The sequence below is a fragment of the Patulibacter minatonensis DSM 18081 genome (assembly GCF_000519325.1).
Taxonomy (GTDB): domain Bacteria; phylum Actinomycetota; class Thermoleophilia; order Solirubrobacterales; family Solirubrobacteraceae; genus Patulibacter; species Patulibacter minatonensis.
The window spans coordinates 4,050,460-4,061,622 of the sequence record NZ_KI912613.1 but is presented as its reverse complement, the minus strand read 5'-3'; the positions used below and the strand labels follow the sequence as shown (position 1 = coordinate 4,061,622).

13 protein-coding genes are annotated in these 11,163 nt (G+C 74.8%); 5 read left to right on the top strand and 8 right to left on the bottom strand.

The annotated features are described in order from the left end of the window. Positions 1-34 precede the first annotated feature (34 nt). The 3 genes from PATMI_RS0118935 to PATMI_RS0118925 all read right to left on the bottom strand — a co-directional run bounded on the left by PATMI_RS0118935 (position 35) and on the right by PATMI_RS0118925 (position 2,398). Complete coding sequence (locus PATMI_RS0118935; protein ID WP_026912010.1) at positions 35-724, bottom strand: transglutaminase-like domain-containing protein; 690 nt, start codon at positions 722-724, stop codon at positions 35-37. A gap of 96 nt (positions 725-820) precedes the next feature. Beyond that, positions 821-2,065: an RNA polymerase sigma factor gene (locus tag PATMI_RS0118930; RefSeq protein ID WP_026912009.1), complete on the bottom strand. Its 1,245-nt coding sequence runs from the start codon at positions 2,063-2,065 to the stop codon at positions 821-823. Between the two features lie 126 nt (positions 2,066-2,191). Further along, on the bottom strand, positions 2,192-2,398 hold the full coding sequence (locus PATMI_RS0118925) for a hypothetical protein (protein WP_026912008.1): 207 nt from the start codon (positions 2,396-2,398) through the stop codon (positions 2,192-2,194). An 86-nt stretch (positions 2,399-2,484) separates the two neighbouring features. Here PATMI_RS0118925 and PATMI_RS31625 point away from each other — a divergent pair, with 86 nt between their 5' ends. Beyond that, entirely contained in the window at positions 2,485-3,414 is a 930-nt protein-coding gene (locus tag PATMI_RS31625) for an LLM class flavin-dependent oxidoreductase (protein WP_051472034.1), read from the top strand. 96 nt (positions 3,415-3,510) lie between these two features. On the opposite strand, the gene PATMI_RS0118915 is transcribed toward PATMI_RS31625, so the two are convergent. From PATMI_RS0118915 to PATMI_RS0118905, 3 genes are all read right to left on the bottom strand, one after another. Next, entirely contained in the window at positions 3,511-4,314 is an 804-nt protein-coding gene (locus PATMI_RS0118915) for a thioesterase family protein (RefSeq protein ID WP_026912007.1), read from the bottom strand. Further along, a complete protein-coding gene (locus PATMI_RS0118910) occupies positions 4,311-4,721 on the bottom strand; it encodes a (R)-mandelonitrile lyase (protein ID WP_026912006.1) in 411 nt (136 codons plus the stop codon). The genes PATMI_RS0118915 and PATMI_RS0118910 overlap by 4 nt, the downstream gene beginning before the upstream one ends. Positions 4,722-4,817: 96 nt before the next feature. Next, positions 4,818-5,675: an NmrA family NAD(P)-binding protein gene (locus PATMI_RS0118905; protein ID WP_211241752.1), complete on the bottom strand. Its 858-nt coding sequence runs from the start codon at positions 5,673-5,675 to the stop codon at positions 4,818-4,820. Between the two features lie 129 nt (positions 5,676-5,804). Here PATMI_RS0118905 and PATMI_RS31620 point away from each other — a divergent pair, with 129 nt between their 5' ends. Beyond that, the gene (locus PATMI_RS31620) at positions 5,805-6,221 is read left to right on the top strand and encodes a VOC family protein (protein ID WP_036726121.1); all 417 of its coding nucleotides are present in this window, start codon (positions 5,805-5,807) and stop codon (positions 6,219-6,221) included. 3 nt (positions 6,222-6,224) lie between these two features. Here the strand turns inward: PATMI_RS31620 and PATMI_RS0118895 are convergent, their stop codons facing one another. Both PATMI_RS0118895 and PATMI_RS0118890 read right to left on the bottom strand, forming a co-directional pair. Beyond that, the gene (locus PATMI_RS0118895; protein WP_026912004.1) at positions 6,225-8,801 is read right to left on the bottom strand and encodes a DEAD/DEAH box helicase; all 2,577 of its coding nucleotides are present in this window, start codon (positions 8,799-8,801) and stop codon (positions 6,225-6,227) included. Between the two features lie 69 nt (positions 8,802-8,870). Continuing rightward, entirely contained in the window at positions 8,871-9,308 is a 438-nt protein-coding gene (locus PATMI_RS0118890; RefSeq protein WP_157260854.1) for a hypothetical protein, read from the bottom strand. Between the two features lie 68 nt (positions 9,309-9,376). Between PATMI_RS0118890 and PATMI_RS0118885 the strand changes: the two genes are divergently transcribed. The 3 genes from PATMI_RS0118885 to PATMI_RS0118875 all read left to right on the top strand — a co-directional run bounded on the left by PATMI_RS0118885 (position 9,377) and on the right by PATMI_RS0118875 (position 11,143). Further along, positions 9,377-9,643, top strand: a complete 267-nt coding sequence (locus PATMI_RS0118885) for an Ada metal-binding domain-containing protein (RefSeq protein WP_026912002.1) — start codon at positions 9,377-9,379, stop codon at positions 9,641-9,643. Between the two features lie 173 nt (positions 9,644-9,816). Further along, positions 9,817-10,206, top strand: coding sequence for a hypothetical protein (locus PATMI_RS31615; protein WP_036726118.1), 390 nt, complete (start codon positions 9,817-9,819; stop codon positions 10,204-10,206). A 10-nt stretch (positions 10,207-10,216) separates the two neighbouring features. Beyond that, the gene (locus PATMI_RS0118875; protein WP_026912001.1) at positions 10,217-11,143 is read left to right on the top strand and encodes a hypothetical protein; all 927 of its coding nucleotides are present in this window, start codon (positions 10,217-10,219) and stop codon (positions 11,141-11,143) included. Positions 11,144-11,163 lie beyond the last annotated feature (20 nt).

Sequence of the window (11,163 nt, the reverse complement as noted above, 5' to 3'; positions counted from 1 at the left end):
CGGACGGGACGACGTCGCGGGGACCTGCAGCGGCTCACCCACCGCCGTGGGCGTCGCGCTCGAACGCGGCGGCGCTCTCCGGCGAGCCGTCGGGCCACGACGCCGAGTGCGGGTACGCCGCGCGCCAGGTCGCGACGATGGTGTCGACCGGGACGTCGGAGAACGTCCCGCGGTCCTGGACGTACTCCATGTGCTGCCGGCCCGAGCGGTCGAACTGCTGGAAGAGCGAGTCCTCGCGGCCGTCGAACGCGAGCGGCTCGATGCCGATCTTCTCGCACAGCGACGCGTTGAACGCCGGCGTCGCCTTCACCCACCGACCCTCCACGTGGAGCTGCGCGTAGCCGTGGAAGACGAAGACGTCGGTGTCCCCCAGCATGCGGGCCAGCCGCGGACTGCTCAGGTGGTTGCGCACGTCGGCGTACCCGACGCGCGCCGGGATGCCGACGGCGCGGGCGCTCGCCGCGAGGAGCGTCGCCTTCGGCACGCAGTACCCGGACCCGCGTGCGACCAGCGTGCTCGCGCGGAACCCGGCGGGCGTCTGGTCGATCGCGTAGGGGTCGTACCGGAAGCCGTCGCGGACGGCGAGGTAGAGCGCCACCGCGCGCTCCCGCTCGTCCTCGACGCCGGCGACGGCGTCCTGCGCGAACGCGACGACGGACGGGTGGTCGGCGTCGAGCGACGCCGACGGCCGCAGGTGCTCGGAGGAGACGGACGGGGCGACCATGGACCGACGATACGCGCCCGGCGCGGTCGTGGTGGACGGGCGTCCGGAGGCGTTGGGGTCCTCTCCCACCCCGGGACGGTCGGTCCCGTGGACCGGCTACGCCGGGCGCCCCGCGCGCGCCCGTGCCGCCTGGCGGACGAGGTGGTCGCGCTCGGCCACGTCGGTCGCCCGCCGCGCGCCCTCGGCGTACGCGTCGGCCGCCGCCGGCAGGTTCCCGCCGAGCTCGTGGAGGTACCCGCGGACGGCGTGCCACCGGTGGCGCTCGCCGAAGGTCTCACGCAGGCGGTCGGTCTCGCGGAGGCCGGCCGCGGCACCGAGGACGTGCCCGACGGCGACGGCCCGTCCGAGCACCGCCGAGGGATCGTCCGTCACGGGCCGGGCGGTCAGGCCGACGAGCTCGTCGTACCACGCGAGGATCTGCGGCCAGTCGGTCTCCGCCGCGTTCGCCGCGTCGGCGTGGAGCGCCGCGATCGCGGCCTCGATCTGGTGCCGGCCGGGCGGTCGCTCGTCGGTCTGGGCCGCCAAGACCGACTGCAGGACGCGGACGCCCTCCGCGATCCGCCGGGTGTCCCAGAGGCTGCGGTCCTGGAGGTCGAGCGGCACGATCCGGCCCTCGGCGTCGAACCGCGCCGCGAGGCGCGCGTGACCGAGCAGCATCAGGGCGAGCAGGCCACGGACCTCGGGCTCCTCGGAGACCAGGGCCAGCTGCCGGGTCAGCCTGATCGCCTCCTCGGCGAGGTCCGTGCGGCCCGCGTGGCCCGTCGTGTAGACGAGGTAGAGCACGCGCAGGACGACGGCGAGGTCGCCCGGACGGTCCAGCCGCCGGCCCTCCACCGTCCGCTTGGCACGGCTGATCCGCTGGGCCATCGTCGCCTCCGGCACGTAGAACGCGTCCGCGATCTGGCGGGTGCTGAGGCCACCGACGGCGCGCAGCGTCAGCGCGACCTGCGACGTGGGCGCGAGGTCGGGGTGGCAGCAGCAGAAGAGCAGGAAGAGCGTGTCGTCGCCCTCGGCCGCGTCGTCCGACCGGCCGAGCTCCACGTGGGGCGCCCGGTCGTAGGTCGTCTCCTCCCGGCGGGCGCGGGAGGTCTCGCTGCGCCGGGCGTCCACGAGCCGGCGGGTCGCCACCGTCGTCAGCCACGCACGGGGGTCGTCGGGCGGCGACGCGGGCCACACGCGGAGCGCCTCGATCAGGGCCTCCTGCAGCGCGTCCTCGGCGGCGTCGAACCGCTCGCCGCGACGCACCATCCCGGCGAGGACCCGCGGGACCAGGGCGCGCAGGGCACCCTCGTCGAGGACACCGGCGCCCGGTCGGCGCGGGGTGGCGTCAGGCGTCGGCATGGTCGTCGTGCACGAGGATCGGGGCGTTCGGCATGGGGGTGCTCCTCCGGGGCCGCGGGCCCGCGTCGCGCGGCCCGTCGTGTGGTGAGCGGAGCCCGCCCGTGGTTCTCGACATCGGATCCGCGATCAGGCGACGGGGTCGATCCGGGCGAACGCGTCGACGATCAGGTCGTCGGGGACGTCGACGACGACGGTCGCCCACGCCCCGCCGATCGTGGCCGCCATCCCCACCGCCTCGTTCGTCAGCGCCTCGAAGCGCGGGGAGACCGGGTCGGCGGCACCGACGAACTCCCGCAGCCCGTGGCCCTGGACCCAGAACGTCGTGATCTCCACGACCCTCTCGTTCGACGGACCGTCCGGCGTCCCTTCCGGCGGCCGCTGCGTGCCGGGAGGGCTCCCCCGCGTGCTAGGACTCCCGCATGGAGCCACGCCTCAGCGTCCGGGTCGGGGTCACGTGGGCCGGGCGCGACCTCGCGTCGCTGTGGCCCGTCGTCGACGAGCTCGAGGCGGGTGGATGGGACTCCCTCTGGCTCCCGGACCTCGCGCCGATCGGCGGGATCGCGCCGCTGCCGGTGCTCGCCGCCGTCGCCGGCCGCACCGCACGCCTGAAGCTCGGGACCAACGCCCTCGTCCTCTCCGCCGGCAATCCCGTGACGGCGGCGCGGGAGCTCGCGGCGGTCGACGCGCTCTCCGGCGGCCGTCTGCTGCCGACCGCCGCGCTCGGACTCCAGCGGGCCCGGGAGCGGCAGGCGATGGGCGTGCCCCGCGAGGAGCGCGCGGCGCGGTTGGAGGAGGCCGTGGCCGTCGTCCGCGCGTTGTGGACCGGAGAGCCCGTGACCCACGAGGGGCGGTTCTGGTCGTTCTCCGATCTGCGGCTCTCCCCGCGTCCGGCGCGGCCGCGGCTGGAGCTGTGGCTCGGCGCCCGGACGGACGTCGGCCTGCGGCGCGTCGGCCGGATCGCGGACGGCTGGCTGGCGTCCGCCGACGGGCCGGACCGGGTCCGCGCCGGCATCGCCACGATCCGCACCGCCGCCGCTGAGGCCGGCCGGACGATCGACGAGGACCACTACGGCGCGACGATCCACGCCGTCCGCGAGCCCGACGGGATCTCGCCGGGGCACGGGCGCCTGCTCGAGCTGCAGAAGGACGTCGCCCCGGAGGACCACGTCGGCCACGGCCTCGACGGCGTGCGCCGGCTCCTGGAACGGTTCCTCGCCGTCGGCGCGACGAAGTTCGTGCTCGTCCCCCACGCCCGTGACGTACCGACGTGGCTCCGGGAGCTCCGCGAGGTGGTCGACCCGCTGGAGGCGGCGGGTGCTCCGGTGCCGTCCTCGTCAGGCGCGGCCTGACGGCTCTCGGGCTGGTGCCGTCCGACCGCTCTCGGGCCCACGGCGATCCGCGACCCGCCGCGTCCGGCGGGGCGACCCGCCACGGCCGGCGGCCCGTCAGCCCCGCGGCCGGACCGTGAGCGTCTGCGCCGCCCGACCGACCGGGCCGCGCTCGTCGTGCACCGCCGCGCTCGTGAGCCCCAGGCCGCCCGTGCCGAGGTCGACGGTCACGTCGAGCCCGACCCACGTCCCGACCGGCTGCCGGACCAGGTGGATCGTCAGGTCGAGGTTCGGGTACGCCCAGTCGTCCGGGGAGCGCCGGACGGCGATGCCGTTCATCGTGTCGACGTAGCCGACGAAGCGCGCGAGGTCGCTGACGGGCTCGCCGTCCACGAGCGGGACGTGGCTCGTGATCCACCCGGCGCGGCGGCCCGGGGCGTGCTCGGTCACCGGCCGGAACTCGAGCGACCCGATGAAGCCGCCGGGCCACGTCCGCGTCAGGTCGTCGGTCGGCAGCCCGTCCGGACCGGGCAGGCGCCGGGCGTCATCGCCGGCCGCCGCGGCGGTGTCGGCGACGGCCATCCGCCAGACCCGTGCCCGCAGCGCCGCGCGGCCGCCCGAGGTGACGACGACCTCGAGCAGCTCGATCGTGCGTCCCGGCCGCACCACCTCGACGGCGACCTCGAAGACGTCGATCGGCAGGACGCCGAGGATGTCGAGGCCGATCCGCCCGATCTGCAGGCCGTCGTCGCCCCGGGCGGCGACGAACCGCTCGACCTCGTGCACCACGAGGCCGTTCATCGGACTGATGTGCTGCTCGTCGGTCGACCAGCCGCCGCCCGTCAGCGCGGTCGGGCGGAAGCTGCGCTCGTCGACGCGGACGAAATAGGCGTCGGGGCCGGCGGGCATCGCGGGGCTCACGCGGCGGCGGTCGCCGCGCCGTACTCCTCGTCGGTCACGTGCCGGCCCCAGACGACGGCCTCGCCCGCCGCGTCGGCCTGCTGGATCGCGACGTGGACCATGAAGCGGTCCGGCGCGGCGCCGTGCCAGTGGTCCTCGCCCGGCTCGAAGAACACGCGGTCGCCGGGGTGCAGGACCTCGACGGGCCCGCCCTCCCGCTGGCACAGCCCGGTGCCCTCGGTCACCCAGATCGTCTGGCCGTGCGGGTGCGTGTGCCACGCCGTCCGCGCGCCCGGCGTGAAGTGGACGTTCGCGGCTGCGACCGTCGACGTCGCCTCCGGGGTGGCGACCGTGTCGATCAGGACGGTGCCGGTGAACCAGTCGGCGGGTCCGGGGGTGGTCGGGAGCGTGTTGCGGGTGATCTTCATGGGGCACTCCGGGAGGGGACTCCCCCATCCTGACGCGCCGGGCGGGCCCGGCGTCGCTCGGTCCCGGGCCGGCCCTGCCGCACAGAGGCAAGGGCGTCAGCCGCGGGCCCAGGCGGAGAAGCTCCGCCAGGCGACCTCCGGGTACCGGGCCCGGACCGCGTCGACGTCGATCCCGTATCCCGGTCCGGCGAGGAAGCGGTACATCGCGCCGAGGTCCGCGCTCCGCGCCTCGACCGCCTCCAGCGGCTGCTCCTCGAACGTCACGCCGAGGGCGTCGGCCATCTCCTGCGGGGTCGGGGCGTCGCCGGCGACCTCGACGCGGACGCCCAGGTGCTCGTCGCGGCGCCCGAGCACGGCGGCGACGACCGCGCCGAGGTCCTCGAGCGCGACCTGGTGCAGGGGCGTCGTGGCCGGCAGCGGGACGCGGAGGACCGGATCGGCCGGGTCGGGACGCGACACGTTCTCGTAGAAGTAGCTGGGCGCCACCACCGTCCACGGCACGCCGGACGCGCCCAGGTGCTCCTCGATCCGCGCCTTGCTCCGGAAGTGCGGCACGGCCGCGCGGTCCGCGGCGGCGACCGACGCGAGCACGAGCCACGGGACCCCGGCCGCGACGGCCGCGTCCACGACGGCGACGCCCTGGGCGACCTCCTGCTCCGTCCCGCCCTCGAACGGCGTCGTGACGGCGTAGAGCGCGGACACGTCCGCGAACGCGCGCACGAGGGACGCCTCGTCCGCCAGGTCCCCCGTCCGCAGTTCCACGCCGAGGTCCGCCAGGGCCCGCGCCCGCCCGGACCCCGGGTCCCGGACCAGCGCGGCGGCGGGCAGGCCCGCGCCGACGATCGCCCGGATCACGGCCCCGCCCTGGGTGCCGGTCGCGCCGGTGACGAGGACGGGCAGGCCACCGGCCTGCGGACGGGAGGACGGGTCGGATCCGGCGGCGCTCGTGGTCATGCCTGCACCGTACCGCATCTAGTTGCAGACGCAACTACAAGCCCGGTGCTCCCGTCGGGAACGGCTGAACCGCGCGGCACGCGGGCCACGGACCGGTCGATCTGCGGGCGCCACGCGTACCGTAGGCGCATGCTCGACCGCTTCCCCGTCACGGCCGTCCTCCCCGCGCACGACCTGGGGCGCGCCCGCCGCTTCTACACCGAGGTGCTCGGCCTGCAGGCGACCGCGGACCCGGAGGACGAGCTCCAGTCCTTCCGCGCCGGCGACGGGACCCTGGTCGCCCTGGCCGAGGCGCCCGCCGACCGCGTCCCGGTCGCCTACCCGGTCGCGAGCTTCGCGGTGCGGGGCATCGACGAGCTCGTCGCGGGTCTCAAGGAGCGCGGGGCCGGGTTCGTGCCCCTCTCGTCCGGCGGCGCGTACGCCGGCGGGGACGAGGGTCGCGACCCCGACGTCGCGAACTTCGGGCCGGTCAAGGCGGCGTTCCTCCGCGACAGCGAGGGCAACGTGCTCGCGCTCAACCAGGTGTCGCGGGCCAAGGTCTCCTGACCCTCAGCCGCCGAGCTCGTCCGTCCCGAACGACAGGGTCCGGATCACGGGCTCGCCCGCCTGGTCGGAGCCGTCGAGGTCGACCTCCGCGACGATCGCGACGTCGTGGTGGTCCTCGGGGTCGTCGATGATCTGCCGGACCTTCCACACCCGTGCGCCGTCCTGCCCCGCGTCCTTGTCGACGAGCAGCAGCGCGGGAGACCGCGCCGCCGGCCCGGCGGGCAGCTCCTCGTAGGTCTCCCAGTACGCGTCCAGCGCGCTGCGCCAGGCGGGCTCGCGCATCGTGATCCGCCCAGGGGGCTCGGTCAGCGCGGCCGCGGCGGCGTCGAGCTGCGCCAGCGCCCCCGAGCGGTCGCGCGACGCGAGCTGCACCCGCTGGAACATCGCGTTGCGGACCATCACGAAGAACGTCTTCTCGTTCCCGGTGATGGGCCGCGCCGGCGCCGGCGGCTTCCCGGCCGCCAGGTCCGCCGCGGCCTGCTCGACGGCCTCGGGGTCGGTCAGCGCGGCCCACTCGTCGAGCAGCGAGGAGTCGGTCTGGCGGACGGTCTCCCCCAGCCACTCGATGATGACCTCGAGCTCCTCGGTGCGGACCTGCTCCGGGACCGTCTGGCGCAACGCCCGGTACGCGCTCGAGAGGTACCGCAGCAGCGCCCCCTCGGACCGGGCGAGCTTGTAGTGCGAGACGAACTCGGTGAACGAGCGGCCCCACTCGTACATGTCGCGGACGACCGACTTCGGCGAGAGGTCGCTCTCGCGCACCCACGGGTGGGTCTCCCGGAAGGTCCGGAGCGCGTCCAGCAGCGGCTCGCCGAGCGGCTTCGGGTAGGTGACCTGCTCGAGCAGCTCCATCCGCTCGTCGTACTCGATGCCCTGCTGCTTCATCTCGGCGACGGCCTCGCCGCGGGCCTCGTTGGCCTGCGCCATCAGGACCGGGAAGGGGTCGTCGAGGATCGCCTCGACGACCGAGAGCACGTCGAGCGTGTAGGTCTCGGCCTCGGCGTTCAGGAGCTCGAACGCCTGCAGCGCGAACGACGCGAGCGGCTGGTTCAGCGCGAAGTCGTCCTGCAGGTCGAGCGCCAGCCGCAACGTCCGCCCGTGCTCGTCGGGCTCGGGGAGCCACTCGAGCACCCCGGCGGCGACGAGCTCGTCGCCCAGCTCCTGCGCCTGCGCGTAGAGCTTCGCCCGGCGGCCCTCGTCCTCGTGGTTCTCCTCCATCAGCGCCCGCATGGTCTCGACGGGGTCGCCGTGCTGGTTGACGACGTTGAGGATCATCGAGTGGTCGACCCGCATGCGGGAGACCAGGGCCTCCGGCTGCGCGGCCTTCAGCCGCTCGAAGGTCTCCTCGGTCCAGCTGACGGCACCGTCCTGCGGCTTCTTCGTCTGGACCTTGCGGCGCTTCTTCGGGTCGTCGCCGGCCTTCGCGAGCGCCTTCGTCCGTTCGATCACGTGCTCGGGCGCCTGGACGATCACGTGCCCCGACGTGTCGAACCCCGCGCGCCCGGCGCGGCCGGCGATCTGGTGGAACTCCCGCGCCTTCAGCAGCCGGTGCTTCGTCCCGTCGTACTTCGCCAGCGCGGTGAAGACCACGGTGCGGATCGGCACGTTGATGCCGACGCCGAGCGTGTCGGTCCCGCAGATGACCTTCAGGAGGCCGGTCTGCGCGAGCTGCTCGACGAGGCGGCGGTACCGCGGCAACATGCCGGCGTGGTGGACGCCGATCCCGCCGCGGACGAGCTTCGACAGCGTCTTCCCGAAGCCCGCGGTGAACCGGAACGCCCCGAGCTCCTCGGCGATCCGGTCCCGCTCCGCGCGGGAGACGAGCTTCGCCGAGAGCAGCGACTGCGCACGCTCCATCGCCGACGCCTGCGTGAAGTGCACCACGTAGATCGGGGCTTTGTCGGTCTCCACCAGCGTCTCGAGCAGCTCGTGGAGCGGGTCGACGGACCACTCGAAGCTCAGCGGCACGGGGCGCTCGGCGTCGTCGATCAGCGCGGTCTCGCGACCGGTGCGACGGGTCAGGTCCTCGGAGATCCGGGTGATGTCGCCGAGCGTCGCCGACATCAGGAGGAACTGCGCCTGCGGCAGCCCGAGCAGCGGGACCTGCCACGCCCAGCCGCGCTGCCCGTCGGCGTAGTAGTGGAACTCGTCCATCACGACCTGCCCGACGTCCGCCCGGGGCCCCTCGCGCAACGCGATGTTCGCCAGGACCTCGGCGGTGCAGCAGATGATCGGGGCGTCGGCGTTGACGGACGCGTCGCCGGTCAGCATCCCGACGTTGGACGCCCCGAAGACCTCGCAGAGCGCGAAGAACTTCTCCGACACCAGGGCCTTGATCGGCGCGGTGTAGAACGTGACGCGGTCGTCGGCCAGCGCCGCGAAGTGCGCGGCGATCGCGACCATCGACTTGCCCGAGCCGGTCGGGGTGGCCAGAACGACGTTGTTCCCGGAGAAGAGCTCGATCGCGGCCTCCTCCTGGTGCGGGTAGAGCTCGAGCTCCCGTTCCGCCGTCCATTCCACGAACGCGTCGTAGAGCGCGTCGGCGCTGGGATCGGAGGGCAGGGCGTCGACCAGGGTCATGCGTCGCGGAGCCACGCTACCGGTCGTGGTCCGCGGATCCTGGGCCCGGGACCGGCGGCGGGCCGGTGGTCAGGGCGCCTGGGTCCCGCGGTTGCACGTCCCGGTGATCGCCTGGCGGTCGGTGTGCTGGAGGTAGATCCGGCACGACCACGCGCGCTTCCTCCGCACCCCGACGCACTCCCACGCCCCGGAGCCGCGCGTGCACTCGACGTTCCTGAGCCCGGACTGCAGGTCCATCGCGGTCTTCGCCGCGTCGGACGCGCTCGAGACCTTGACCGTCCCGCCGCCCGAGGTCGCGACCGCGAAGGAGACGAGCGCGATGACGACGGCGAGGCTGCCGAGCCCCGCGATCCGTGAGTGCCGGCGGAGCCAGGCCATCCAGCCCTCGGCCCGGACCGCGCCGTCCTGCAGCACCTTCGCGGTGTCGTGGAGGCGGTCGTCGCTGATGACCCGGCGGCGCAGGTCGCGTTCCGCGATCACGCGAAGTCGACGGACGGGCCCGAGCATCAGACCTCCAAAATACCCCGTCGCGAACCTCCACAAGCCCGGGCGGGGCCGTCGGGGATGATCCGGGCGTGCGGACGACGTGGAAGCTGCTCGGTCCCGACGGCGCCCCCGTCGTCTCCGACCGCCCCGGGACGCTGGGCGGGCACCGCCGGTCGCGGATCTACGGCCGCCTGGACTGCCGGACCGCGCGGCGGGCGATCGAGCGGGGCGGGTACGTGCGGGACCGGGTCTTCTTCGCCGACGAGGACACCGCGATCCGCGCCGGCTACCGGCCGTGCGCCGTCTGCCTGCCCGGGCGGTACGCCGTCTGGAGGGCCGGGCGCCCGCTCGCCTGAGGCCGTAGCGGCGGGGCCCACGGGTCCGCTCGCCGGCCGGTCGGATCCCGCGGCCGGCCGGCCCGCCGAAAGTTCAGGGCCCCGTCCCCCACGCCGTGCCGGCCGTCCCCTGCGACGCTGCCCGGCTGTCGGCGCTCCTCCCGCGCCCGCCCCCGACCCCAGGACGTCGCACCATGTCGACCGCCGAACCATCCCGTCCCCAGCGCGGCTCGACCGCGCAGGAGCGCGGGTCCGACGCCAACGAGCACGAGATCGCCTTCGAGCGGGCGTCGACGTGGACCCAGAAGCTGAAGGCGGGCGCGAACCCGCGACTGGTGCTGAGCCAGGCCGACGGCTACCCGCCGGGCATCAAGCAGTTCCTCTGGTTCTGCCTCGTGCTCGTCTACCCGGCGTGGCTCTTCGTCGTGGTCCTCGGCCTGGTGCTCGCCTGGCCGCTGCAGCTGCTCGCGAAGGCCGGCGAGGCGGTGCTGATGCTCCTCTTCTGGCCGGTCCGTCGGCACCACTTCAAGCACCACCCCGAGGAGGCCGCGGCGTGGCGCGAGAAGCACGGCAAGACGGGCTGAGGACCGCTCCGTGGGGCTGTTCTCGCGAGGCCCCGCGGTCGATCTCCGGCTCGGTCCCGCGGGCCCGCACCTCCCGACGAGCACGCTGACGGCGCGGGTCGGGCTCGACGGCGACGTCCGCGGGGTCACGTCCGCGCGGGTCGAGCTCGGGTACGTCAACCGGTATCCCTACCGCTGGGCGGGCCGCCGGGTGCAGGCCACGATGAACCGGGACCTCGACCTGTTCGCGCCCGACACGGCTGGGACCGACTTCGGCACGGACCGGACCACCACGGACTGGGTGCACGTGCTCGACGCCCCGCTCCCGGTGGCGGGCGGGACGCTCCGCGCAGGGGCCCACGAGGTCCCGCTGCGCCTGCCGTCGTGGTCGCCGGGCTCGTCGGAGAGCCTCGTGCGCTGGGAGGTGCGTCTGCACGTCGAGCGCTCCGGACGCGATCTCCGGGCCGCCGAGGCGTTCGAGGTCGTCGTCCCGCCGCCCGACGCGCCCGCCGGGTTCGCGGACGAGCGCCTGGACGGCACGTCGTCGGACGTGTCGATCGCCCTGGACCGGGACTGGTGGCTGCCAGGCGAGCAGCTCCGCGGGCGGGTCGCGGTGGCGCCCCGCGTCGACCTCGGGGCGAGCACCCTGACGGTGCGGCTCCAGCGCACGGTGGTCTCGCACCCGCTGGTCCGCACGCCGGGCGACACGCTGATCATCGACGGGCCGGTCGTGACGATCGCGGAGGACGCCCCGCTCGCGCCCGGCGTCGAGGCGACCGTGCCGTTCGCGATCGACGTGCCGGGGGACGCGGCCCCGTCGACCGAGACCGTCCACGCGTCGCTGGGGTGGTTCGTCCGCGTGAGCGTCGAGCCCCGCCGGTTCACGCCGGGGGGTCCTGACCGCGTCCGGCGAGGCTTCGGCGTGCACACCGCGGTCGACGGTCCGCGGTCGGCATAGTTCCGGGCATCGCCCCGCTC

Excerpts from the sequence above, each read along its gene's own strand:
- PATMI_RS0118935 (WP_026912010.1), bottom strand. The coding sequence starts at position 724 with ATGGTCGCCCCGTCCGTCTCCTCCGAGCACCTGCGGCCGTCGGCGTCG.
- PATMI_RS0118930 (WP_026912009.1), bottom strand. The coding sequence starts at position 2,065 with ATGCCGACGCCTGACGCCACCCCGCGCCGACCGGGCGCCGGTGTCCTC.
- PATMI_RS31625 (WP_051472034.1), top strand. The coding sequence starts at position 2,485 with ATGGAGCCACGCCTCAGCGTCCGGGTCGGGGTCACGTGGGCCGGGCGC.
- PATMI_RS0118910 (WP_026912006.1), bottom strand. The coding sequence starts at position 4,721 with ATGAAGATCACCCGCAACACGCTCCCGACCACCCCCGGACCCGCCGAC.
- PATMI_RS0118905 (WP_211241752.1), bottom strand. The coding sequence starts at position 5,675 with ATGACCACGAGCGCCGCCGGATCCGACCCGTCCTCCCGTCCGCAGGCC.
- PATMI_RS31620 (WP_036726121.1), top strand. The coding sequence starts at position 5,805 with ATGCTCGACCGCTTCCCCGTCACGGCCGTCCTCCCCGCGCACGACCTG.
- PATMI_RS0118895 (WP_026912004.1), bottom strand. The coding sequence starts at position 8,801 with ATGACCCTGGTCGACGCCCTGCCCTCCGATCCCAGCGCCGACGCGCTC.
- PATMI_RS0118890 (WP_157260854.1), bottom strand. The coding sequence starts at position 9,308 with ATGCTCGGGCCCGTCCGTCGACTTCGCGTGATCGCGGAACGCGACCTG.
- PATMI_RS31615 (WP_036726118.1), top strand. The coding sequence starts at position 9,817 with ATGTCGACCGCCGAACCATCCCGTCCCCAGCGCGGCTCGACCGCGCAG.